Here is a 23,810-nt window from a genome sequence, read left to right on the forward strand (position 1 = left end):
GGCGGGCCACCGCGCTCAGGCTGGCCGGGCTGGGGGCGGCGGTGGTGATCGGCTACAACGCCCGCCGCGATGTCGCCGAAGAGACGCTGCAGATGTTGCCCGGCACCGGGCATATGGCGGTGCAGATTTCGATTGATGACAGCGCCTCGGTCAGCCGGGCGGCGGCACTGGTGGCAGAGCGGTTCGGCAGGCTGGATGTGCTGGTCAACAACGGGGGCGCCACCACCCCGGTTCCCGCCGATGATCTGGAAGCGCTGAGCGATGCGATCTTTGATCAGGTTCTGGCCGTGAACTTGCGCGGCCCCTTTGCCATGGTCCGCGCGTTCCGGCCTTTGCTGGAGCGGGGTTCGCATGCGGCGGTGGTCAATGTGTCGTCCATCGCGGCGCGCACCGGGGTCGGCAGCAGCCTTGCCTATTGCGCGGCCAAGGGCGGGCTGGATTCGCTGACGGTGGGGCTGGCCAAGGTGCTGGCGCCGAAGGTGCGGGTTTTCTCGGTCTCGCCCGCCGGGGTGGATACCGGCTTTGTTCCCGGCCGCAGCCGCGCGCGGCTGGAGGAAATGGCGGCGCGCATGCCGCTTCAGAAAGTGACCTCGGCCGATGATGTGGCACGGGCGGTGGTGGCCTGTGTCTGCCATCTGACCAGCGCCACCGGAATCGTGGTGCCGGTGGATGAAGGGCGCCACCTGTAGCGCAAAAGAAAACCGGGCCAGCGCAAGGCCAGCCCGGTTCGGTCCGTCATCGCTGTCAGTAGGCGGGCAGCCCGGCAGCCTCAAGCGCTGCGCTGCGCGCTTCAAGCCAGCGGGGTTCGCGCTCGGCTTCGGGCAGGTCGGCCACGGTTTCCCATGTTTCTGCCAGCAGCTCCTGACGGGCGATCAGAGCGTCGTTATGCGCCTGCGCCTCATCGGTCCAGAGCCCGGCTTCCTGCCAGTAGCGGACAGCACCGGCATGATAGGGCACAACCCACTGGAAATCCTGCCGGTCAGACGCCCAGCCGACCATGGCCGGTTCGATCTCGACATAATTCTCGAACTGCTCGGTCACCGCGCGTGTCACGTTATAGACCAGGTCCTCGCTGCGGTCGGGCAGGGTCAGCAGAACGGGGAAGGGGAAGCCCGCGCAATGCAGCGGGTTCTCGGCTGACATGCCCGGCCCCAGGGTGCCGACGCGGGGCGAGAACTGCGGTTTGACTTCCTGCAGTCGCGCCCAGCCTTCGGTATCGTCATGCGGCAGCGGCAGCCAGCGCAGGCCTGCGGGCGAGGCTGCGGCCTGCTGGGTGGAACTGCCCGTGGTCAGGGTGGTAATGGCATCCACCTGACCGTTCAGAAAAGCCTCCCACGAGGCGCCGAAACTGGCGACCTCGACGCGTTCCACATCGTCCCAGGTCAGGCCGCCGAAGGCCAGAAACCCGGCGACATTGCTTTGCAGCGCGGGCGCACCCAGCACCCAGCCCACCCGCCGACCGCGCAGGTCTTCGACAGAGTCGATGCCGGAATCGCCGCGCAGCGCCATGGTGAAACAGTTTTCAGAATTGGAACCGACCAGCAGGCGCAGGGATTGCGGGCCGGTCAGCACGAAAGCCTCGGTTCCCTCAACCGCGTTGAAGGATTCTGACCCGACCACGCCGAAATCGGTGCGGCCCTGCTGAAGGGGAATCAGCCGCGCGACATCGGATGTCGCGGGCAGCACGCGGACAGAGACGTCATAGGCATTGCCAAGCGCGGTACCCAGAGCGACTGCCTGATTGTAGGACGCCGCGCCCACGTCATACGAGGTGACGGCGATGGTGCGGGGCAGTGTGACCTCTTGCGCCTGCACCGCTGATGCGGCAAGCGCGCCCGCCAGCGCAAGCGCCGAGACGCTGCCCATGATGGTGGTAGTGCTGAACATGTTTATCCTCCCAGATACAAAGGCGCATCCCTGGATGCCGCCCCATTACCGCAACTATGGCCGATGCAGCCGCGCTCACAAGCCGGATCAATGACCGTTTCGCCCTTCGGAATGCACCCCGGCGGCGGGCCGATCAGTCAAAGCCCAGCAGCGCCTTGGTTTCGAGGTATTCCTCAAAACCAAACAGGCCAAACTCCCGCCCGTTGCCGGATTGCTTGTAGCCGCCAAAGGGCAGGCTGCGGTCGAACGCGGCGCCATTCAGATAGACCCGCCCGGCGCGCAGGCGGTTGGCAACGCTGCGGGCGCGCTGCGGGTCGGTGGATTGCACGAATGCCGCCAGCCCGAAGGGCGTGTCATTGGCAATCGCCACGGCCTCATCTTCGGTGTCATAGCTCATGATCGACAGAACCGGGCCAAAGATTTCCTCGCGCGCGATGCGCATGGAGGGTGTCACCCCGGCAAAGATGGTAGGGCGCACATAGAAGCCTCGGTTCAGCCCCTCGGGGCTGCCCGGCCCGCCTGCAACCAGCACGGCCTCCTCGGCCATCCCGGCCTCGATCAGCGCCTGAATCCGGTCATACTGGGCGCGGCTGACCATGGGGCCAAGGGTGGTGGCAGGGTCCAGCGGGTCACCGATGCGGATATCGGTCAGCGCCTCGCGGGCGGCGGCCGCGGCCTCGTCCTGACGGGCGCGGGGCACCAGCATGCGGGTGGGTGACTGGCAGTTCTGCCCCCCGTTCGTGTAGCAGGCATGCACGCCCGCGATGACCGCGCGGCGCAGATTGGCATCGGGCAGGATGATATTGGCCGATTTGCCGCCCAGTTCCTGCGCCACACGCTTCACGCTGTCGGCGGCCAGCCGGGCCACCCGGATACCCGCGCCGGTTGATCCGGTGAATGAGACCATGTCGATATCCGGGTGGCGGGCGATGGCTTCGCCCACCTCGGGCCCGTCGCCGTTCACAAGGTTGAACGCACCGGCGGGCAGGCCCGCATCGTGGATGATCTCGGTCAGGATCATGGCCGAAAGCGGTGCGATCTCGCTGGGTTTGAGAACCACGGTACAGCCGGTCGCCAGCGCAGGCGCCGTTTTCGAGGCTACCTGATTGAGCGGCCAGTTCCACGGCGTGATCAGGCCGCACACGCCGATCGGCTCGCGCCGGACGGTGCCGGCGCCCACCGGGTATTCAAAGGCATACTCTGCCAGAATGCGCCGCGCCTCTTCAAAGTGAAACAGCGCGACAGTCGCCTGACGTTCGGTTGAAAAGGTGATCGGCGCGCCCATTTCCAGCGTCATGCTGCGCGCCAGTTCGGGCAGGCGCGCGCGGAAGCCTGCGATGATCCGGTCCAGCCAGTTCAGGCGCTCGGCGACGCTGGCCTGCGCGGTGACCGCAAAGGCGCGGCGGGCGGCCTGCACGGCGCGGTCAATGTCAGCGGCGCTGCCAAGGCTGATATGGCCGACTGCCTCTTCTGTGGCAGGGTTGATGACGGCCAGCCTGCGCGGGGCGATGGGCGCAACCCATTCACCGTTGATGTAGAAGTTCAGTCGCTCGTTCATCGCTCTCTCCCTGATCGCGCGGCGCCAGCGCCGGTCGGCTGATCTGTGCCGGGAGGACGGCGCGCGCGCCGGGTGCCCGCGTGCCTTGTGGACAGCGCGCCCATCTCCCCCCGCGCAAAGGCGAAGCTTCGCGACTTGTCGTGGCGCAGTCAAACCTCTGGCCGGGGCTCGTTGCGCATGTTCCACCCAGCGAAACACGCGCGAAGCGGCATTGCCCGTACCGGCCCCGGCCCGTTAAATCCAGGCATGGCGACAGGGCAGGGCATGCAGCGATATCTGGAAGATTTCACCTTGGGCGAAACCTGGACCAGCCGCGAGGTGGTTCTGAGCGAAGAGGATATCATCCGCTACGCCCGCGAGAATGACCCCCAACCCATTCACACCGACCCCGTAGCCGCCGCGCAGGGCCGCTTTGGCACCGTGATTGCCAGCGGCTGGCAACTGGCCGCGCTGTCGATGCGTCTGTTCATCGAAGCGGGCGGCTATGGCGACACGCCGGTGATCGGTCTGGGGATCGAGGATCTGCGCTGGCGGCGCCCGGTGCGCCCGGGTGACCGGCTTCAGGTCTCGCGTGAGGTGGTGGGGGTTGAGCACAGCGCCACGCGGCCCGGTTTCGGGGTGATCCGTACAGGCGTGACCATGCGCAATCAGAAGGCGGAGGTCGTGATGACCCTGGCGACGCTGGGCCAGGTGCCCGCCCGCCCGGCGCCTTAGCGGGGCCGTCGTGCAATGCCGGTCTTTGCGGTGTGCGGGCCGGGTGAGGGGCGACATTGCGGTCTTTCTGGCATAAGCTGTCCTGACAAGACCGCGCTGAGAGAGACAAAGCAGCCCATGCCGATGCCCTGGACCTATCGCCACGCGTCTAAGGAATGGCGCGCAATTCTGGATGATCTGAAAGACCGGATGAACCTTGTTTCCGACAATTCGGCCTTTACCGCGATGGATGGCGTGTTGCAGGTGTTCCGGCGTCGCCTCACGGCGCAGCAGGGGCTGGATTTCGCATCGGTCCTCCCGTCGGTGCCGAGGGCGGTTTTTGTCGCAGGATGGCAGGTTGAGGAATGCCCCGCGCCGTTTCATCCGCGCGAGGTGCTGATACAGGAGGTCAGAAACGTCCGGAAAAATCATAATCTGACCCCGGACAATGCCATCGAGGCAACGGCATGGGCCCTGCGCCGCTACACCAACAAGGCCGATCTGGAGCGCGTTCTGGCGCGTTTGCCCGAGGGGGCGGTGCCGTACTGGCATGTCGATGTCGCCGACCCGCGAGAGATTGAACCGCGGATCTTCTGAGCGCGCCCGCTGCCGCTGTCAGCCACCCTTTTCAGTCCGTTTGCCGCGCCTCCGTCAGGTTCAGCCAGTAGCGTGTGTGGCGGCGCTCGCCGGTGCGGCTGAGCGCGCCTTTTTCGACAAGGTCCTGCAGATCCCGTGTTGCGGTCGCGCGGGACGTGCCGGTGACCGAAAGGTAATTCTCGGCGCTCAGCCCGCCGGTGAACCCGCCCGGCCCCTCGCGGAACATCCGGGTGATGGCACTGGCCTGCCGCTCATTCAGATGTGCGCGGTGCCGGTCATAGAACCGGGCCTTGCCGATGAAAAAGCCCACGCGCTCAAGGGTGACCTGCTGGGCCTTCAGCACGGTTTCGGCAAACCAGACCAGCCATGGCGTTACATCAAGGGTTTTCTGATGCGTTTCCAGTTGGTCGTAATAGGTCTTTCGCGTGCGCTCGATCGTGTAGGCCAGCGCGATAAGGCTGGGCTGGCCGATGTTCTGCGCCAGAGATTTCTCGGCCAGCGCCCGGCCCAGCCGCCCGTTGCCATCCTCAAAAGGGTGGATGCTTTCGAAATAGAGATGGCCAAGGCCCGCGCGGGTCAGGGCGGCAAGCGGCGCTGCGCCTTCCGGTCCGCTGTCGTTGAACCAGCGCAGGTAGCGCGTCATTTCCCCTGCGACCTGCCCGGAGGGAGGGGCCTCAAAATGGATCGTCGGGCGGTCAATGCGGCCAGAGACGATCTGCATGGCATCGCTGTGCGCGCGGTAAGCGCCCACGGTTTCAAGGCGGCGGTCGTGCGACAGGAGCATGCTGTGCCAGCGAAACAGCGTGTCCTCGCTCAGCGGCGTGGCAAAGCCGGAATAGACATCGACCATCATCTCGGCGACGCCCTGTTCGCGCGGTTTGGCCGGATAGCCGTCCGGTGTCAGGCCCAGATGGCGGCGCAGTGAAGACTGAACGCTGAGCCGGTCAAGGATTTCACCCTCGATGGCGCTGGTCTGCATGGCCTCGTCGCTCAGCAGCTCAATGCGAAGCTGATCGCGCTCAGCGGGGCCGACATGGCGCACGGCCCCGACGATCTCGCCCGAGGACAGCAGAAAGCGCCGCTCAAAGGGTTCGAGGGCGGCGGCGTCATACCGGAAATCCGGCCAGCCGGGCAAGGTCCAATTCCAGGGCATGAGCGATAGAACTCCTTTCTATCGCTCATCATATGCTGGATGCATGAGTTATGGAAGCGGCTTCTATCGCTCAGCGCGGGCTGGCGGGGTTATTCCAGCTCGATCGTGCCGGGCGGCTTTGAGGTGCAGTCGTAGAAGACGCGGTTGATGCCCTGCACCTCGTTGATGATCCGCGTGGCGGTTTCGCCCAGAAAATCATGGGTGAAGGGGTAGTAATCCGCCGTCATCCCGTCCACCGAGGTGACCGCGCGCAGCGCCAGCGCGAAATCATAGGTGCGCCCGTCACCCATCACCCCCACCGTCCGCATCGGCAGGATGGCGGCGAAGGCCTGCCAGATTTCGTCATAAAGCCCGTGTTTGCGGATCTGGTCGATATAGACGGCATCGGCCTTGCGCAGGATATCCAGCTTCTCGCGGGTGATCTCGCCGGGGCAGCGGATGGCAAGGCCGGGGCCGGGGAAGGGGTGGCGGCCGATGAAGCTGTCGGGCAGGCCCAGTTCACGGCCCAGAGCGCGGACCTCATCCTTGAACAGCTCGCGAAGCGGTTCAACCAGTTTCAGCCCCATCTTCTCGGGCAGCCCGCCGACATTGTGGTGCGACTTGATGGTGACCGACGGCCCGCCGGAAAAGCTGACCGATTCAATGACATCGGGGTAAAGCGTGCCCTGCGCCAGAAACTCGGCACCCTCGATCCCGTCGGCGTATTTCTGGAACACGTCGATGAACAGGCCGCCGATGATCTTGCGCTTCGTTTCAGGATCGGAAACGCCTTCCAGCCCGCCGAGGAACAGGTCACTCTCATCGGCGTGGATCAGGTTCAGGTTGTAATTGTCGCGGAACATCGCGACGACCTGCTCGGCCTCATTCAGCCGCAGCAGCCCGTGGTCAACGAAAACGCAGGTCAGCTGGTCGCCGATGGCTTCATGCAGCAGGATTGCCGTGACCGAACTGTCGACCCCGCCGGACAGCGCGCAGATCACCTGCTTGTCGCCGACCTGATCACGGATTTTCTGGATCATTTCCTCGCGGTAGGCGACCATCGTCCAGTCGCCGGTGAACCCGGCCAGCCTTACGAAATTCTTGTACAGCGTGGCGCCGTTGGGAGTGTGATGCACTTCGGGGTGGAACTGCACGGCGTAGAACCGGCGCTCCAGATCGGCAGTCATCGCGAAGGGCGCGCCCTGCGAGGTGCCGTAAACCTCGAACCCCGGGGCCAGCTTGGCGACGTGGTCGCCGTGGCTCATCCAGACCTGCTCGCGGCCGGAAGCATCGAGGAACCAGCCGTTGAAAAGATCGGTTTTCCGGTCCGTCGGCTTGACCCAGGCGCGGCCGAATTCCGCCGTATGGCTCTGCCCGGCTTCCACAAGCCCGCCCAGATCCTGCATCATCACCTGCTGGCCGTAACAGATGCCCAGAATCGGCACGCCCAATGAGTAGACCGATTGCGGCGGGCGCGGCGAACCCTCACGCGTCACGCTGTCCGGCCCGCCCGAGAAGATGATCGCCTTGGGGGCGAACTCGGCCAGGAAGGCGTCGGTGACGTTCTGATAGGGATGGATTTCGCAATAAACATTCAGCTCGCGCAGGCGGCGCGCGATCAGTTGCGTCACCTGAGAGCCGAAGTCGATGATCAGAAGGCGGTCATGCTGTGTCATGGCCGGGGAATACGGCTTTCACCGGACCATCGCAAGAGGATTGGCGCGCGCGCAGATGTCGGTTTTCCGCCTCAAGTGACGCAATCGCGGCATGGGAGAAATCGGAAACGGCTAAAAGGAGGGGGCAGAATCCGAGGGGATGAAAAAATGAGCGAAAAGGCAGAACGGCGTGCACGGGGCGGCGGCGGTGCCGCGCGTCGGGCAGAGCGCACGGCGGTCAGCCTGGAGACCGCGCGCTATATCGAGCGCAATATCCCCAATCTGGAGATCCTCAACGACGAGGCGCTGCAGATCATCGAGTGGAACGCGGATACCGTGCTGGAAGAGATCGGCGTGAATTTCGTCGATAACCCCGCCGCACTGGACCTTTGGCGCGCTGCCGGGGCTGATGTGCAGGGCGAACGCGTGCGCATTCCCCGCGGACTGGCGCGCCAGCTTTGCGCGACCGCCCCGGGGCGCTTCACCCAGCATGCGCGCAACCCCGCGCGCAATGTCGAGATTGGCGGCAAATCGCTGGTGCTGGCGCCGGTCTATGGCCCGCCCTTCGTGCGCGATCAGGCAGGCGGGCGGCGCTATGCCACGATGGAGGATTTCCGCAATTTCGTGAAGCTCGGCTATATGTCGAAATGGCTGCACCATTCGGGCGGCACGGTGTGCGAGCCCACCGATATCGCGGTGAACAAGCGCCATCTGGACATGTTGCTGGCGCACATGACCCTTTCGGACAAACCCTATATGGGGTCGGTTACTGAGCCCGTGCGCGCCGAGGATTCGGTGAAGATGTCGGAAATCCTGTTCGGGGCTGATTTCGTTCAGCAGAACACGGTGATGACCTCGCTGATCAACATCAACTCACCGCTGACCTTTGATTCGACGATGATGGGCGCGCTGGAGGTCTATGCGCGCGCCGGTCAGGCCAGCATCATCTCGCCGTTCATTGTCGGCGGGGCGATGGCGCCGGTGACGGTGGCGGGCACGCTGACGCAGGTGCTGGCCGAGGTGCTGGCGGGCGTGGCCTACAGCCAGCTTATCCGCCCCGGCGCGCCGGTGATCTTTGGCGCCTTCGTCACCTCGATCGACATGAATTCCGGCGCGCCCACCTTTGGCACACCCGAGGCCTCGCATATCACCTATGGCGCGGGGCAACTGGCGCGGCGGATGGGGCTGCCCTATCGCTCCGGCGGGGCCTTCTGCGGCTCCAAACTGCCGGATGCGCAGGCGGCCTACGAATCCGCGAACAGCCTGAACATGGCGCTGCTGTCAGGGGTGAATTTCATGCTCCACGCCTGCGGCTGGCTGGAGGGGGGGCTGGTCGCGAGTTATGAGAAATTCGTGCTGGATGCCGACCAGCTGGGCACGCTGCACCATCTGGCGCAGGGCGTGAAGATGGATGAAAACGGGCAGGCGATGGATGCGCTGCGCGAGGTGGGGCCGGGCGGGCATTTCCTGGGCTGCGAACATACCCAGGCCAATTTCAAGACCGCTTTCTGGCGCTCGGATGTGCTGGACTACAAGCCTTTTGAGACCTGGGAAGACGAGGGCGCGCGCGATTCCGCGACGCTGGCCGCCGTGCGCGTGGAAAAGCAATTGCGTGACTATCAGGCCCCCGCGCTGGACCCCGGCATCGCCGAGGCGCTGGAAGCTTATGTCGCCGGTCGCAAGGCATCTGAGCCCGACGCTTTCGGCTGAATGTTGCGAAGGGGGGCTGTCGGCCCCCCTTCGCGTCTCGATTCTCTGATGCCGTCTGATCAGCGCGAAATCAGCACCGAGCATTGCGCGTGGCGTACGACGCGCGCGGCGGTGGAGCCGATGAAGTAATCGCTCAGGCCGGGGCGGTGCGAGGCGATCATGATCAGGTCCGCGCCGGTGTCTTCGGCGCATTGCAGGATCTGGCCCGAGGCCGCGCCCATGCGCACTTCGCTGACCACATTGGCGCCCGTGTCCTGCGTCAGCAGGCCCAGCTCCACCTTGGCTTCGGCCTGACGGCGATCATTCAGATCACGCGGCAATTCGGCGGCGATATAGCTGGGCACGTCTTCGATGACATGCAGCAGGCGGACGATGCCGCCTTCGTCAACCAGCGCTTTCGCGCGGTCCAGCAATGCCTTGCCTGCATCGCCATGGGCCAGATCGACGGCGACGATGATGTTCATATACATGGATTTCCTCCTGTCCGGTTTCGCGTTCCTGAGTGACTATCCCCCGTCACAATCAGCCGCGCGTTGATCTGGGTCAAGACCGGCCTGTCGCCGCGCCGCGCAGGGAAAAGCCGCGGCCCTTGCGGTGTCGCGGCTGTAAAGGCCTGATCGGGGCGCGCGCGGTTTTTGTTCAGCCGCGTGAGCGCCGCCCGCCGCGCCGCCCGGAGGTGGCCTGTGTCGCGGCCTGGCTCGCCTCGGCAAAGGTGGCGCCCTCTTTCATCGCTTCCAGCACCCTTGCCAGTCTGATCCATTCGCCGCCATTGGCGTCATGGTTCATCAGCAGGTTGGCGGCGCGGATCGCCTCCATCTCCTGCGCGCGGACCGGGTTCATGATGGCCGATGTCATGCCCGCGCCGATTGCCATGGGCAGGAAGGCCGCGTTGATGCCGTGGCGGTTGGGCAGGCCGAAGCTGATGTTCGACGCGCCGCAGGTGGTGTTTACGCCCAGTTCCGCGCGCAGCCGGCGCACCAGCGTGAAGACCTGATGGCCCGCCGTCGCCATCGCGCCGATCGGCATGACCAGCGGGTCCACCACGATGTCATGCGCCGGGATGCCGAAATCGGCGGCACGTTCGACGATTTTCTTTGCCACCGCAAAGCGCACATCCGGGTCGGGCGAGATGCCGGTGTCATCGTTCGAGATGGCGACCACGGGCACGTTGTATTTCTTCACCAGCGGCAGCACCAGTTCCAGCCGGTCTTCCTCGCCGGTGACCGAGTTCAGCAGGGGGCGGCCGAAGGCGGCTTTCAACCCGGCCTCCAGCGCGCCGGGCACCGAGCTGTCGATGCACAGCGGCACATCGACCACCGCCTGCACCCGTTCGATCAGTGCCTTCATCAGAGGCGGTTCGACAAAGTTGTTGTCGGCATAGCGGGGGTCTTCGGCCATCTTGTTGGTGAACACCGCGCCCGAGTTCACATCCAGCACCGTGGCCCCGCACAGAACCTGCTCAACCGCATCCCGCTCGACGGTTGAGAAATCGCCCGCCTCCAGCTCTGCCGCCAGTTTCTTGCGCCCCGTCGGGTTGATGCGCTCGCCGATCACGCAGAAGGGCTCGTCAAAGCCGATGATGACGGTCCGGGTGGCCGATTCGATGACAGTGCGGGTCATATTGGTCCTTTGCGGTGGTCAGGCGGCGGCGCGCTGGGGGCGCTGGCCGTGGCGATGGGTCCATTCGGCATTGGTCTTGATGCCACCGAGCGGGAAGAAATGCACCGATTCGATCCCGAAAGCCGGGTTGGCGGCCTTATGCGCTGCCAGCGCCTCAAGGAAGCTGTCCGGCTCATAGGGCAGCAGCAGTTTGGAGACATCCATCGCCCGCTTCTGCAGCACCTTCATCGACGGGCCCACACCGCAGGCCACGGCAAAGCGGATCAGCGTCTGCAGTTTGGCCGGGCCCGCCACGCCGATATGGACGGGCAGGGTGATGCCCTCACCGTTCAGCCGGTTCACCCAGTCAATCACCGGCTGCGCCTCAAAACAGAACTGCGTGGCCAGCGCCATTTTCGCATCGCTCCGGTCGCTGAACGCCTGTTTCCAGCGCAACGCTTCCATCACCATGCGGTCAGAGCCGTCGGGGTCGATGTCCTTGTTGCCCTCAGGATGGCCCGCGACATGCAGCCGTTCAAAGCCGTCAAAGGCGCCGGATTCCAGAAGCTGCATCGAGGAATGGAAAGCACCCGCCGGTTGCGCCACGCCGCCCGCCAGAATCAGCCCCTGTTTGACATCCGCCTCGCCCCGGTAGCGCGCCACCCAGTCGCGCAGCGTGGCGGCGTCCGGGATGATGCGGGCGGGGAAATGGGGCATCGGTTCAAACCCCTCGGTGCGCAGGCGCCGGGCGGTTGTGACCATCTCATCAATGGGGGTGCCGTCGATATGGGCGATATACACCCGGGTGCCCGCGGGCAGGAGGGCGCGGAAATCCTCGATCTTGTCGGCGGTGCGGGGCATCACCTCGATCGAAAAGCCCTGAACGAAGCCCGCCAGTGCGGCCGATCCGGCCCCGGCTTGCGGCTTGCGGCCGAAGGTGAACAAAGCCATCAGTGCCTCCCTCAGGTTACGCGCGATCATCCCGGCCATCATTGGCAATCAGCGCCTTGAGCCTCCCGGTGTCGTATGCCGCTTCCAGCCGCGCGGCCTCGGCGCGAGCGACCTCTTCAGCCTCGCCAGCGACATCATAGGGGTCGGCTTTGCGCCATTCTGCCAGGTAGGCATCGGCATCGCGCGCGCCGCCCTTCATGGCGGCACGGTCGATCGCCTGTTCAAACCGCTCTGAGAGCTGAACCCTCGCGCTGCGCCGACCCTTGCCGACAATGATCTGCGCGGGGATGTCGCGCCAGTAGACGATGGTGACCGGTTGCATGGCTCCTCCGGGTTGCGTTCCTCCTGCATACAGCCATCCATCACTCCACCCGCAGCGGATTTCGACAACCGCGATGCCGGTTGCGACATTCGCGCCCCGGCGCAGTGCCAGACAAGAAAAAACCCGGCCTTCACGCGAAGGCCGGGTCAGGAAGAGGTATCGTTTGACCGAAGGTCAGAAGGTCAGAAGCGCAGAACGGCCGAGACACGGGCCATGTTCATCGTCGCGCGGACGTTGTTGTAAGGTGTGTCCAGCGCGAAGTTCTGGCGGCGGAAGCGGTAGTGCTCCAGATCGCCGCGCAGGTTCCAGCCACCGGCAAAGGCATGCTCGATGCCGACACCGATCACGGCACCGTGGGAGCGGTTGGTATCACCGAAGGTGGTGACGCCGTCGTCCGTCGTATGACGGATGCTGGCCGACGCCAGACCGGCGGTGACGAACAACAGCGTGGTGTCCATCGCGACACCGGCGCGGATACGGCCCGAGATCACGTTGTTGACGCGCGAGGTGCAGGTCCAGGCAGGGTTGGCGCAATCGGCACTGCCGTTCATGCGCGCCAGGTTTCCGGCAACTTCAGCGCCGAACACCGCGTCGCCGTTCTGCCAGTTGTAACCGGCCAGAGCGCCGCCGCCAAAGCCATCGGCGTTAGGCAGAATGCCGGCTCCGGGCACCGAGTGGCTGCTGCGGCCATAGTTCAGGCTGAGGCCGACGTACCCGCCGGTCCAGTTATGGCGGGCGACGGGTGCAGGGGTGTAAACCTGCGGTTCCATCGGCACCGGAGCGGGGCCTCCGGCGAATGCCATGGACGCGCTGAGGGCGAGTGTGGCTGCTGCAAGGGAAAATTTCTTCATGCTGCTCTCCAGAGGTTGGCTGCGAAAAAACGAATCGAGGAACATTGACGTAACGTTAATTGATTTCACAAAATCGCTCAACAAAACGCATCAGGGTTGCTTTTTTCATCGCGGGAATCGCCGTTGGCGATGTGTTTTTGCAACATTTGCTTCGCAGGTTCACCAAAAGGAATGGCCCGACCGCAAGGGCCGGGCCATCCATGGCGTCCGTCAGGACACCCGGGATCAGAGGCAGATCAGAAGTTGAACGCCACACCCGCGCGCACTTCATTGCTGCGCAGGCGCGTATCGAAACCACCGCTGGTGACGCTGCCATAATCCGAATAGCGGTATTCCAGACGGCCGGTCAGGTTGTTGCCGAACGCCTGCTCGACACCAAGGCCCGCAGTCCAGCCGGTGCGGCTGATGCCGTCGTCAACGCCGTTCACGCCCATGTCGAAACGGGCGTGGGTGACCCCGGCAGCGCCGTAGAACAGCGTATCGCCCATGGCCACACCGGCGCGGGCGCGCAGGGCGCCGCTGTTGCGCATCCGTGCCTCGACGGCATCGCCGCCCAGCGTGGTGGCGGTGTCGCGCCCGCGGTGCGCGGCCAGATCGGCATCAAGGCCGAAGACCATGTTATTGGCGCCCTGCCAGTTGAAACCGCCATAGACGCCGCCGAGCACGCCGTTCGCGCGCAGATCGCCGGTGTTGGTGGCGTCGCCGCTGTCGGTCACGCCAAGACGCGCCTGACCATAGCCCAGCTGAACACCGCCGTAGCCGCCGGTCCAGTTGCGGGCCATCGACACGGGGGCGGGGGGCGGTGCCTGAAGGATCGGCTCAGCCGGGAGGGGCGCAAGGCTTCCTGCGACAGCGGCGGTGCCGCCCATGGTGAGCGCGAGGACGGAGGTGGCGATAATCTTCTTCATGGTTCTTTCCATTTTCTTGATGGGCCATTTTCTTGATGGGGTTGCAGCTTTGACGCTGGCCCCGGGTTGTGCGGATGCAGGCATCCTTTGTGACAACACGCTCGGGAATCGACGCCTTTTCTGCCTGCTCAGAAACGGCAACCATTCTGCAACTCTGCGTTCGCCACCGATGCCCCGGCGCTGGCAGGGCGTTTGCCCTGGTCGGGCCCGGACATCGGTGAGCGGCATTTATGACGGATGCGGTGCAGCGCAAAGGCGGCGGCAGAACACGCTTATGTCAGCACTGCGTGAACAGGCATAAAGGCGCTGGCCCTGCACTGCGGTTTTTCGCGCTCGCGGCTTGCGCGGGGCCCCGGCGGGGATTACCTTGATGGCAACACGAAATGGAGGGCGAGTAATGGCGCCCGAGCGTCCCGCAGGCGCGGCGGCGCGTCCGAAATCGTTGAGACCACCCGAACCACGGGAACGGGATCCGAAAGAGGCAGAGCCGAAGCGCCAGACACGGCCCGACGGGGCGGGGCTTTATGCCGCGCTCGATCTGGGCACGAACAGTTGCCGCATGCTGATTGCGCGCCCCAAAGGCGCGCAGTTCGAGGTGGTGGACAGCTTCTCCCGCGCGGTGGAGCTTGGCACCGGGCTGGAAAGCACCGGGCGGCTGGGCCATGTGCCGATGTCACGCACCGTTCAGGCATTGCGCATCTGCCGCCGCAAGCTGGAAGAGCACCGCGTGCGCCGCATGCGGCTGGTCGCGACCGAGGCCTGCCGCCGCGCCCGCAATTCCGCCGAATTCATCCGCAAAATCCAGCGCGAAACCGGCCTTTTGCTTGAAATTATCCCTGCCGAGGAAGAGGCGCGGCTGGCCGTCATCTCCTGCGCGCCGCTGGTGGCGGCGGGGACCGATCAGTTGCTGGTGATCGATATCGGCGGCGGCTCGACCGAGCTGGTCTGGATCGACCTTGCCGAAGTGCTGCCGGCAGGGCGCTCTGCCGCGATGATGGCGGTGCGGCTGGGGATGGAGCATATCGCCGCCTGGCGCCCGGGCTCGGGCAAGCCGCGCGTGGTGGACTGGATTAGTGTGCCCCTTGGCGTGGCCACCCTCAAGGAGCAGTTCACCGATGTCGAGGATGACGCGGCGCGCTTTGCGCTGATGAGCTGGCATTTCGAGGAACAGCTGCACGGGTTTTCGCCCTATCAGAACCCGGCCCCGCGCCAGGGCTTCCAGATTATCGGCACCTCGGGCACGGTAACCACGGTCGCCGCCTCATATCTGGGGCTGAAGCGGTATGACCGCAACAAGGTGGACGGGTTGTCGATGACTTCGGCGCAGATTGATCAGGTGATCCGCGAATATCTGGCGCTGGGGCCGGAGGGGCGGCGTGTCGATCCACGCATCGGGCGGGAGCGGCATGGGCTGATCATGTCAGGCGCGGCAATTCTTCAGGCGCTGATGCGCGTCTGGCCGACCGATGTGATGTCGGTCGCTGATCGCGGTCTGCGCGAAGGGCTGCTATACGCACTGATGAGCCGCGACGGCGTGCTGGACGTGAACTGAGAGAGTGAAGATGACAGGAAAATCGGGGCCCGGAAAATCGGGTGCAGGAAAGTCTGGTGGCGGCAAGTCCGGTGGTGGATCCGGGCGCGGTGAACGCGAGCTGCGGGTGAAGGTGAAAACCGCCAAGGGGCGGAAGCTGTCCTCCACCCGCTGGCTGGAGCGCCAGCTCAATGACCCCTATGTGCTGCGGGCGCGGCGCGAGGGCTTCCGCGGCCGCGCCGCCTTCAAACTGATCGAACTGGACGACCGGTTCCGCTTTCTGCTGCCCGGCGCGCGGGTGGTCGATCTGGGCTGCGCGCCCGGCGGCTGGCTGCAGGTGGCAGTCGAGCGGGTGAACGCGCTGGGCGCGAAACAGGGCAAGAAACAGGGGTTCGTGCTGGGCGTCGATCTGCAGGAGGTTGAACCGCTGGCGGGGACCGAGCTGTATCTGCTCGATTTTCTGGAAGACGATGCGGATGCCAAGGTCAAGGAATGGCTGCGCGGCAAGGCCGATGTGGTGATGTCCGACATGGCGGCCTCGGCCAGCGGACACAAGCAGACCGATCATAACCGCATCATGGCGCTGTGCGAGGCGGCGGCCTATTTCGCTTTTGACGTGCTGGAAGAGGGCGGCACCTTTGTTGCCAAGGTGCTGGCCGGCGGGGCGGAAGGGGAGTTGCAGCAGATCCTGAAAAAACGCTTCACCAAGGTTTCCAACGTCAAACCCCCCGCCAGCCGCGCTGACAGTTCGGAAAAATACGTGGTCGCGCAAGGCTATCGCGGCGCGCAGGAAGATGCGTTTTCTGGCGAGGACGAGCGCGGCCTGTCTGAAGACGATGCGTATGAGGGGTACGGTCACGGTGACGGATACTCTCGCTGAGTGAGGCACCCGGAGCGGAGCAGGGAGACAGGAGCAGGATAGGCAGACTTTCGCGCTGAAGCGCCGGAGCCGCTCCCGCCCGTCTTCGCATCGCGACCCCGCCGCAACGCTCATCCCGTTTGGCCGGGCAGCAAAGCTGCGCCACGCGGCAACAGGGGGCTTTGCCCCCGCTTCTTTTTCAGGAGGCAGGGGGCGTTGCCCCCTCTGGGCCTGCGGCCCATTCACCCCCAGGATATTTTCAGACAGAAAATGGCGCGAGGCGGGTGCTTCGTTCGGGCGAAGGCATTCCGGTGCAATGGGCGAAACCGAGGCAAGAGATGTGCAAAGCGCGCGCCGGGCGGGCGCGCGCTCTTTTTGGGTGCAGGTGGTGGGGCGGTCTGATCCGCGCCGGTTGATCAGCGTCCGGTGATCAGGCCCATGCTTTCGAGCTGCAGAAGCACCTGATGCGCGCAGTGATCGACATCCAGCCCTTCGGTATCAAGGCGCAGTTCAGGGCTTTCCGGTGCCTCATAGGGGTCTGAGATGCCGGTGAATTCCTTGATCTTGCCTTCGCGCGCCAGTTTGTAGAGGCCCTTGCGGTCACGGCGCTCGCATTCCTCGACCGAGGTGGCGACATGGACCTCGATGATCGCGCCATACTGTTCGATCATCTCGCGCACGATGCGCCGGGTGGCGCTGTAGGGTGCGATCGGGGCGCAGATGGCGATGCCGCCGTTCTTGGTGATCTCGCTGGCAACATAGCCGATGCGCTTGATGTTGAGGTCGCGGTGTTCCTTGGAAAAGCCCAGTTCCGACGACAGGTGTTTGCGCACCACATCGCCGTCCAGCAGCGTCACCGGCCGCCCGCCCATTTCCATCAGCTTGACCATCAGCGCGTTGGCGATGGTCGATTTGCCCGAACCCGAAAGCCCGGTGAAGAACACGGTAAAGCCCTGTTTTGAGCGCGGCGGCGAGGTGCGGCGCAGCTCGGTCACCACTTCGGGGAAAGAGAACCATTCGGGGATCTCAAGCCCTTCGCGCAGGCGGCGGCGCAGTTCGGTGCCCGAGATGTCCAGCACGGTGGAGCCCTCAGGCACTTCGTTCGCCGGATAATACTGTGCCTTTTCCTGCACATAGACCATGTGTTTGAAATCAACCATGGTCACGCCGATATCGGCTTCATACTGCTTGAACAGCTCCTGCGCCGCGTAAGGGTCGTAGAAATCCTTGCCCTGGCTGTTCTTGCCCGGCCCGGCGTGGTCACGCCCGACGATCATATGGGTGCAGCCGTGGTTGCGCCGGATGATACCGTGCCAGACGGCCTCACGCGGGCCGCCCATGCGCATGGCCAGATTGAGCAGCGACATGGTGGTGGTGGCGGCGGGGTATTTGTCCAGCACCGCCTCGTAGCAGCGCACGCGGGTGAAGTGATCGACATCGCCCGGCTTGGTCATGCCCACCACCGGGTGGATCAGCAGGTTGGCCTGCACCTCACGCGCGGCGCGGAAGGTCAGTTCCTGATGCGCGCGGTGCAGCGGGTTGCGGGTCTGGAAGGCGACGACCTTGGACCAGCCCAGCTTGCGAAACCGTGCGCGCAGCTCGTTCGGCGTATCGCGGCGTGCCTTGAAGTCATAATGCACGGGTGCCTGAATGCCGATGATCGGCCCGCCCAGATAGACCGGACCGGCAACATTATGCAGGTAATGCACCGCCGGATGGGCCAGATCGTCGGCGCCGTAAACCTTTTCGGCCTCCAGCGCCTTGTTCGGCTGCCATTTGTCGGTGACCGAGAGGATCGCCAGGATCACCCCTTCCTGATCACGCAGCGCAATATCCTGCCCCGGCTCAATGCCTTCGGCAAATTTCTCGGACACATCAAGCGTGACCGGCATCGGCCAGAGGGCGCCGTCGGTCAGGCGCATGGTCTCCACCACGCTGTCGTAGTCATTTTTGCCGAGGAAGCCCTTGAGCGGCGAAAAACCGCCGTTCATCAGAAGCTCCAGATCGCAGACCTGGCGTGCATTGAGATCCCAGGAAGGCAGGGTCCCGGCCTCCAGCTTCAGTTTCTGCGCGGAATCCGGCGAAACATAAAGTTCAGCGATCGGAGCGTGATTCATTTGGGTCATTGGAGACCATCCTTCATGCGTTTCAGGTCTTTGGGGCGTGTTCAGCGCAAGGCATTGCGAGTATTTGCCTTGATAGTCAACCCGGATTGATCACGATAATCTGCGCATATCCGGGTGAAATCGGCGCTTCCGGGTGCGCTTGTCGCTTGTCAAAGCGTGACCCGCGGGGCAAGGGAGAGGGGTGAAAACCCCGGAGACCGCATGACCCTGCCGCATGATCCGCCCCCTGATGAACCCGCGCTGAAGGCTGACGAAAAGCCTGCTGCCGCCAGACCTGCCGTCATTGTCGCGCCGAAGACCCCGCTGTGGCTGCGACAGGTGCTGGAGTTCGGGCCGCTGGTGGTTTTCGTGGCGGTCTACTTCTGGATGCGCGATGCGGTCGTGGTTCTGGGCGGGCGGGAATATGCCGGGTTCATCGTGGCGATCGTGGTGTTCACGCCGCTGCAGCTGGCCTCGGCGCTGACCCTGAAGCGGCTGACCGGCAAGCTGTCGCGGATGCAGGTGGCGACGCTGGTGCTGGTGGTGGTTCTGGGCGGCGTGACGGTGGCGCTGAACGACGAGCGGTTCTTCAAGATGAAGAGCACCTTTGTCTTCGGCCTGTTCAGCCTGCTTTTGTGGATCGGCCTGTGGCGCGGCCAGTCATGGCTCGCCTATGTGCTGGAAGGCGCCCTGCCGATCAGCCATGAGGGCTGGATGATCCTGACAAAGCGGATGGCGTGGTTCTTTCTCGCCTTTGCCGCCGCCAATGAGGTGATCTGGCGCAATTTCTCCACGGATGTCTATGTGATCTGGGATACCTTTGGTCAGATGGGGGTCATGTTCGCCTTTCTGATGGGCAATTTCCGCCTGATCGAAGCCTATTGGCAGGAGCCGGGCGAGGGCTGAGCGCGGCCTGACCTGACCTCTGAGGCGATGTCCCCCTGTCGCCCCGCCGCCGCGCTGCGGGCAAGGGCAAGGCGGGGGGAAGGCGGGCTGAGCAGGCGCGACCAGCGCCCGTCGCCCGGATGATCAAGGCAGGAACGCAGTTGCGCCAGTGTCAGGCGCTGGCGGTCATGCAGAAGCGCGCGGTAGAGGCGGAAGATGCCGGGGCGGAGATACACGCTCCAGTGACAGATGCGCAGCCGGGGCGGGGGCAGGGCGAAACCCAGCGCGGCCAGGCGGGCGCGGGTCAGGTCATTGTCGATCTGGATATCAACCCAGTTCTGCGCCCGGCCCGGAAGGCCGCGCCCGATGGCGGGGGCACCGCGCAGCGGGAACTGGCTGCGCTCATAGAGCAGGTCATAGAGATCGTTTTCGCGCGACGTGATGTTGAAGAACTCGGCCCCGCGCCCGGCAGGGGTGGCCAGCGCGGCCTCGGCGCGGCTGGCGAAATCGGCCCCGGCAAGCAGGAACAAGCGCCCCAACGCCCCTTCGCCCAGAAGCGGCACCGCGCCCAGAATCACCCGCGCGCCCAGCGAATGGCCGATCAGGTCAATCGACCTGCCCGGCGCGGCGCGCCGGATCATCTGCGCCAGCCGCGCCAGCATCTGCGCCGCGCGGTCGGCGTTGCGCGTGGCCGTCCAGATATCGCCGCGCCCCTCCCAGCCAAAACCGATGCACAGCCCGCGCGCCGCCACCCTGTGGTTGGCACCCGGCAGGGCAAAGCCCAGGCGGCGCGGCCATGACAGAAAGCGCGGTTCAGGGCGCAGGGGGTGGGGCGCGAAAATCAGGCTGTGCGGGTCTTTTCCGGGGATGCCGGGCGCATAGCCGCGGCCATGGACCAGCACCACCACCGGCGCATCGGGCGGCAGCGCTGCCAGTGCGGCGGCGATGGCCTTTTCGGGCGACAGGGGGGCCGTGTCTTGCACCGGCACCCCGGAAAGCGGCGGCAGGGTCAGGCCGGTCTTTCGGGCGGTGATCTGCAAAAGCGGCATGGCCGTGCTCCGGGCAAGGGCGAATCCTGTTGTGGTGACCGGGGCGGTGCGGCGGTGCGAAACGCCTTTGCGCAGGCCGCCTCCCTGACCATGACAGGGTGGCGTCGATTCGGGGCCGAATTGTGTGGGAAAGGCGCGCCAATACAGACGTTTGCGCGGCAATTGTCGCCAATTTTACCGGTCCCGCAGGCAGCGCGCCTGAAGGATTTTCTTGTGGCAGTGAGGAGGGCAAGGAAACCGGCTTATCGCCCGTTGAACGGCAGTCGCAGGGTCAGCGCTGAACGTGGCCCGGCTTAAAGAACCAGTTCATACAGCCGCAGCATCTCGCTTGCGCTTTCGGTGGCGTCAGGGCGTTCCAGCCCCCGCGCGGCCAGTTCGCTTTCGGCCAGCGCCGCATAGTCGATCAGCGCGCGGGCAAGGCGCAGGTCATCGCGCCCGATCTGCTGACGAAAGGCCGCATGGATGCGCGCGAAGGTAAGATACAGCATGTCCGGCGCCATGCTGCGCAGCGCTTCCTGAACCCGCTCACGCTCACCGGCCAGCAGTTGCAGCCCCTCAGGCAGCGAGGCATGCGCCACGGTGGTGGCCTGCGTCTGCGCGACTACCGGAAGGGCGGGCGCATAGAGGCAGGCAAGGCCCATCACCAGCGCGCCGGTCAGGGCACGCCGGGCGGCACCGAGGGCTGGGGCGGGAAGGGTCTGCGCGTGCATCGGATCGCTCTTCTTGTGCTTGAGAACAGGAGGGGGCGTGGACGCAGGCTGCGCGCCAATCTGGGCGATTCCTTGGCAGGTTCGGCACGATTTCACGTCAAGTCACCCGCCAGCGTGGATTTTTTGCGCCGTTTTCGCCGCCAGACCGGGCTGGCGGATTGACCTGCGCACCCATCCTGGCGTAAGGCGCGCTCATACGTGGGGATTTGTGCTGGCTTGCGGACCACGGGAAAAAAACTCCGCTAAAGAGGCGCGGCCCCTGTCGAATATGCAGGGGCGCTCCTGCCGGTGTCAGTCAACGCGGCCCGGCCGCAGGAGAAGTTTCATGACACATGACAAAACCGCAGGCTGGAAGGCCCGCACCAAAGCCGTTCATGCAGGCGCGCGGCGGAGCCAGTACGGCGAAATGGCCGAGGCGATCTATCTGACGCAGGGTTTCGCCTATCCCAGCGCCGAGGCCGCCGAGGCCCGTTTCATCAAGACCGGCACTGACGAATTCATCTATGCGCGCTACGGCAACCCCACGGTCGCGGCCTTTGAGGACCGGATCGCCGCGCTTGAAGGAGCTGAGGATGCTTTCGCCACCGCGAGCGGCATGGCGGCGGTTTCGGGCGCGCTGACCGCGATGCTGCGGGCCGGGGACCATGTGGTTTCAGCCCGCGCGCTGTTCGGATCATGCCTTTATGTGCTGGAAGAGGTGCTGGCGCGCTTCGGCGTTGAAGTCAGTTTCGTTGACGGCACCGATCTGGCGCAGTGGCGCGCGGCCATCCGGCCCGGCACAAAGGCGGTGTTCCTTGAAAGCGTCTCGAACCCCACGCTGGAGGTGATCGACCTGCGCGCGGTGGCGGACATGGCCCATGCGGCAGGTGCGCTGGTGGTGGTGGACAATGTCTTTGCCACGCCGGTTTTCAGCCGCGCGGTGGAACTGGGGGTCGACGTAATCGTCTACTCTGCCACCAAGCATATCGACGGGCAGGGGCGCTGTCTGGGTGGCGTGGTCTGCGGCACGCGCGATTTCATCCGCGGCACGCTTGAGCCCTATATGAAGCATACCGGCGGCGCGATGAGCCCGTTCAACGCCTGGGTGCTGCTGAACGGCCTGACCACGATGGACCTGCGGGTGCGCGCGCAGGCCGCAGCCGCGCATCAACTGGCCGAAGCGCTGGAGGGGCATGCGGCACTGTCGCGCGTGCTCTATCCCGGCCTTGCCAGCCATCCGCAGCATGCGCTGGCCATGGATCAGGCGGGCGGCGGCGGCACGGTCATCGCCTTTGACATCAAGGGCGGGAAAGAGGCCGCGTTCCGGTTCATGAATGCGCTGGAAATCGTGTTGATTTCCAACAACCTGGGCGATGCGCGCACGATTGCCACCCATCCGGCCACCACCACCCACCAGCGCCTGCCGGAGGATCAGAAAGTGCTTCTGGGTATCACGCCCGGGCTGATCCGGCTCAGCGTGGGGCTGGAAGATGCGGGGGATCTGCTGGAAGATCTGCTGGCGGGCCTGGCTTGCAGCAAGGGGTGATCCGTTTCAGATGCCTGCGCGTAGAACCTTTGAAAGTGCGGGCGAAATGGTTACCTTAGGGGCAAGCCTGTTCGCGGGGGCCTGTGGCCCGCGCTGTTGATCGGAGGGCGCTTAATGAATATCCAACTGCCGGTCATCGACCGCGAACCCAGCCTGGCCGAGGCCGAAGCGGCGCTTGCCCTGCTGCGCGCCTGGGCCGGGCGGGCCTCTGACACCGAGATCGCCGCGCTGGAACCTGCGGTTGCGCGCCTTCTGCCAGGCCAGCCTGACCCGGCCTATCCGCTGTTCCGGCGCGATTATCCGGCCGATTTTGCGCCCGATATCGCCTATCGCCGCACCATGCCGGACCTGCAGAACGGCCCCGCCAGCCTGATCCGTGGCGCGCGCCGCGAAATTCAGCATGTCGGTATTTCCAACTTCCGGTTGCCCATCCGGTTCCGTACCCGCGATTCGGATGCGGCGGGCGCCGGGGATGTGACCCTTCAGACCAGCGTGACCGGCACGGTCAGCCTTGATGCCGACAAGAAGGGCATCAACATGAGCCGGATCATGCGCAGCTTCTATCAGCATGCCGAAAAATGCTTCAGCTTTGGCGTGATCGAGGCCGCGCTGGAGGATTACAAGGCCGATCTGGAAAGCTTCGATGCGCGTATCCAGATGCGGTTCTCGTTTCCGATGAAGGTGGGCAGCCTGCGCTCCGGGCTTTGGGGCTGGCAATATTACGACATCGCGCTGGAACTGGCGGATCAGGGCGGCACCCGGCGGCGGTTCATGCATCTGGACTATGTCTATTCGTCAACCTGCCCCTGTTCGCTGGAACTGAGCGAACATGCGCGCTACGGGCGCGGCCAACTGGCCACGCCGCATTCGCAACGCTCGGTCGCGCGGATCTCGGTGGAGGTGTTGCCGGGCGCGGTGCTGTGGTTTGAGGATCTGATCGAGATCTGCCGCGCTGCCGTGCCTACCGAGACGCAGGTCATGGTCAAGCGCGAGGATGAGCAGGCCTTTGCCGAACTCAACGCGGCCAATCCGATCTTTGTGGAAGATGCCGCGCGGCTGTTCTGCGCCGGGTTGCAGGCGGATGCGCGGATCGGCGATTTCCGGGTTGTCGCGAGCCATCAGGAAAGCCTGCACAGCCATGATGCCGTCAGCGTGCTGACCGAGGGGCCGACCTTCGCCGCCGACAGCCTGGACCCGAAGCTGTTCGCCAGCCTGATCCATACCGGCTAGGCAGCGCTTTTCGTTGCCCGTGAAGGGGCCTATGCTGGCGCGGTTCTTCCTTG

General features: G+C 64.9%; 22 protein-coding genes and 1 riboswitch. Of the genes, 9 read left to right on the plus strand and 13 right to left on the minus strand.

The window, feature by feature from the left end:
* The coding region (locus V7Q53_RS17400; protein ID WP_333829993.1) for an SDR family NAD(P)-dependent oxidoreductase at positions 1-689 on the plus strand (689 nt) is incomplete at its 5' end.
* Positions 690-744: 55 nt separating this feature from the next.
* Here the strand turns inward: V7Q53_RS17400 and V7Q53_RS17405 are convergent.
* Positions 745-1,887 carry a TAXI family TRAP transporter solute-binding subunit gene (locus tag V7Q53_RS17405; RefSeq protein ID WP_333829994.1) on the minus strand — a complete coding sequence of 381 codons (1,143 nt, stop codon included), beginning with the start codon at positions 1,885-1,887 and terminating at the stop codon, positions 745-747.
* A 133-nt stretch (positions 1,888-2,020) separates the two neighbouring features.
* Positions 2,021-3,445 (minus strand): aldehyde dehydrogenase family protein, encoded by a 1,425-nt coding sequence (locus V7Q53_RS17410; protein ID WP_333829995.1) that lies wholly within the window; start codon positions 3,443-3,445, stop codon positions 2,021-2,023.
* 264 nt (positions 3,446-3,709) lie between these two features.
* On the opposite strand from V7Q53_RS17410, the gene V7Q53_RS17415 reads away from it, so the two are divergent.
* Together V7Q53_RS17415 and V7Q53_RS17420 are read left to right on the plus strand one after the other, a co-directional pair.
* Complete coding sequence (locus V7Q53_RS17415; RefSeq protein ID WP_333829996.1) at positions 3,710-4,159, plus strand: MaoC family dehydratase; 450 nt, start codon at positions 3,710-3,712, stop codon at positions 4,157-4,159.
* 117 nt (positions 4,160-4,276) lie between these two features.
* Positions 4,277-4,735: a DUF2267 domain-containing protein gene (locus V7Q53_RS17420; protein WP_333829997.1), complete on the plus strand. Its 459-nt coding sequence runs from the start codon at positions 4,277-4,279 to the stop codon at positions 4,733-4,735.
* A gap of 31 nt (positions 4,736-4,766) precedes the next feature.
* On the opposite strand, the gene V7Q53_RS17425 is transcribed toward V7Q53_RS17420, so the two are convergent.
* Together V7Q53_RS17425 and guaA are read right to left on the minus strand one after the other, a co-directional pair.
* Positions 4,767-5,888, minus strand: coding sequence for a Fic family protein (locus V7Q53_RS17425; RefSeq protein ID WP_333829998.1), 1,122 nt, complete (start codon positions 5,886-5,888; stop codon positions 4,767-4,769).
* Positions 5,889-5,977: 89 nt separating this feature from the next.
* Positions 5,978-7,543: a glutamine-hydrolyzing GMP synthase gene (guaA, locus tag V7Q53_RS17430; protein ID WP_333829999.1), complete on the minus strand. Its 1,566-nt coding sequence runs from the start codon at positions 7,541-7,543 to the stop codon at positions 5,978-5,980.
* Between the two features lie 147 nt (positions 7,544-7,690).
* Here guaA and V7Q53_RS17435 point away from each other — a divergent pair, with 147 nt between their 5' ends.
* Complete coding sequence (locus V7Q53_RS17435; protein WP_333830000.1) at positions 7,691-9,232, plus strand: trimethylamine methyltransferase family protein; 1,542 nt, start codon at positions 7,691-7,693, stop codon at positions 9,230-9,232.
* 59 nt (positions 9,233-9,291) lie between these two features.
* Here V7Q53_RS17435 and V7Q53_RS17440 read toward each other — a convergent pair whose 3' ends face one another.
* The 6 genes from V7Q53_RS17440 to V7Q53_RS17465 form a co-directional block, all read right to left on the minus strand.
* A complete protein-coding gene (locus V7Q53_RS17440) occupies positions 9,292-9,702 on the minus strand; it encodes a universal stress protein (protein ID WP_333830001.1) in 411 nt (136 codons plus the stop codon).
* Between the two features lie 169 nt (positions 9,703-9,871).
* Entirely contained in the window at positions 9,872-10,852 is a 981-nt protein-coding gene (locus V7Q53_RS17445; protein WP_333830002.1) for a methyltetrahydrofolate cobalamin methyltransferase, read from the minus strand.
* Positions 10,853-10,870: 18 nt separating this feature from the next.
* Complete coding sequence (locus V7Q53_RS17450) at positions 10,871-11,782, minus strand: methylenetetrahydrofolate reductase (RefSeq protein WP_333830003.1); 912 nt, start codon at positions 11,780-11,782, stop codon at positions 10,871-10,873.
* A 16-nt stretch (positions 11,783-11,798) separates the two neighbouring features.
* Entirely contained in the window at positions 11,799-12,104 is a 306-nt protein-coding gene (locus V7Q53_RS17455) for a virulence factor (RefSeq protein WP_333830004.1), read from the minus strand.
* Between the two features lie 182 nt (positions 12,105-12,286).
* Positions 12,287-12,955, minus strand: a complete 669-nt coding sequence (locus tag V7Q53_RS17460; RefSeq protein WP_333830005.1) for an outer membrane protein — start codon at positions 12,953-12,955, stop codon at positions 12,287-12,289.
* Between the two features lie 236 nt (positions 12,956-13,191).
* Positions 13,192-13,863 carry an outer membrane protein gene (locus V7Q53_RS17465; protein ID WP_333830006.1) on the minus strand — a complete coding sequence of 224 codons (672 nt, stop codon included), beginning with the start codon at positions 13,861-13,863 and terminating at the stop codon, positions 13,192-13,194.
* Between the two features lie 397 nt (positions 13,864-14,260).
* Between V7Q53_RS17465 and V7Q53_RS17470 the strand changes: the two genes are divergently transcribed.
* Positions 14,261-15,415, plus strand: coding sequence for a Ppx/GppA phosphatase family protein (locus V7Q53_RS17470; protein ID WP_333830007.1), 1,155 nt, complete (start codon positions 14,261-14,263; stop codon positions 15,413-15,415).
* A 10-nt stretch (positions 15,416-15,425) separates the two neighbouring features.
* Positions 15,426-16,274, plus strand: coding sequence for an RlmE family RNA methyltransferase (locus tag V7Q53_RS17475; RefSeq protein WP_333830008.1), 849 nt, complete (start codon positions 15,426-15,428; stop codon positions 16,272-16,274).
* 395 nt (positions 16,275-16,669) lie between these two features.
* On the opposite strand, the gene V7Q53_RS17480 is transcribed toward V7Q53_RS17475, so the two are convergent.
* The gene (locus V7Q53_RS17480; RefSeq protein ID WP_333830009.1) at positions 16,670-18,379 is read right to left on the minus strand and encodes a bifunctional sulfate adenylyltransferase/adenylylsulfate kinase; all 1,710 of its coding nucleotides are present in this window, start codon (positions 18,377-18,379) and stop codon (positions 16,670-16,672) included.
* Between the two features lie 201 nt (positions 18,380-18,580).
* On the opposite strand from V7Q53_RS17480, the gene V7Q53_RS17485 reads away from it, so the two are divergent.
* On the plus strand, positions 18,581-19,264 hold the full coding sequence (locus V7Q53_RS17485) for an inner membrane-spanning protein YciB (RefSeq protein ID WP_333830010.1): 684 nt from the start codon (positions 18,581-18,583) through the stop codon (positions 19,262-19,264).
* Here V7Q53_RS17485 and V7Q53_RS17490 read toward each other — a convergent pair.
* Positions 19,237-20,292: a hypothetical protein gene (locus tag V7Q53_RS17490; protein WP_333830011.1), complete on the minus strand. Its 1,056-nt coding sequence runs from the start codon at positions 20,290-20,292 to the stop codon at positions 19,237-19,239. The two genes, V7Q53_RS17485 and V7Q53_RS17490, sit on opposite strands and share 28 nt — an antisense overlap.
* 293 nt (positions 20,293-20,585) lie before the next feature.
* On the minus strand, positions 20,586-21,002 hold the full coding sequence (locus tag V7Q53_RS17495) for a hypothetical protein (RefSeq protein ID WP_333830012.1): 417 nt from the start codon (positions 21,000-21,002) through the stop codon (positions 20,586-20,588).
* A gap of 188 nt (positions 21,003-21,190) precedes the next feature.
* A riboswitch (SAM riboswitch) is annotated at positions 21,191-21,269 on the plus strand.
* A gap of 58 nt (positions 21,270-21,327) precedes the next feature.
* On the opposite strand from V7Q53_RS17495, the gene metZ reads away from it, so the two are divergent.
* Positions 21,328-22,527, plus strand: a complete 1,200-nt coding sequence (metZ, locus tag V7Q53_RS17500; protein ID WP_333830013.1) for an O-succinylhomoserine sulfhydrylase — start codon at positions 21,328-21,330, stop codon at positions 22,525-22,527.
* 114 nt (positions 22,528-22,641) lie between these two features.
* Positions 22,642-23,757 carry a GTP cyclohydrolase FolE2 gene (gene folE2 / locus V7Q53_RS17505; RefSeq protein WP_333830014.1) on the plus strand — a complete coding sequence of 372 codons (1,116 nt, stop codon included), beginning with the start codon at positions 22,642-22,644 and terminating at the stop codon, positions 23,755-23,757.
* The last annotated feature ends 53 nt before the right edge of the window (positions 23,758-23,810 follow it).

Source organism: Pararhodobacter sp. (assembly GCF_036802785.1).
Taxonomy (GTDB): Bacteria; Pseudomonadota; Alphaproteobacteria; order Rhodobacterales; family Rhodobacteraceae; genus Pararhodobacter.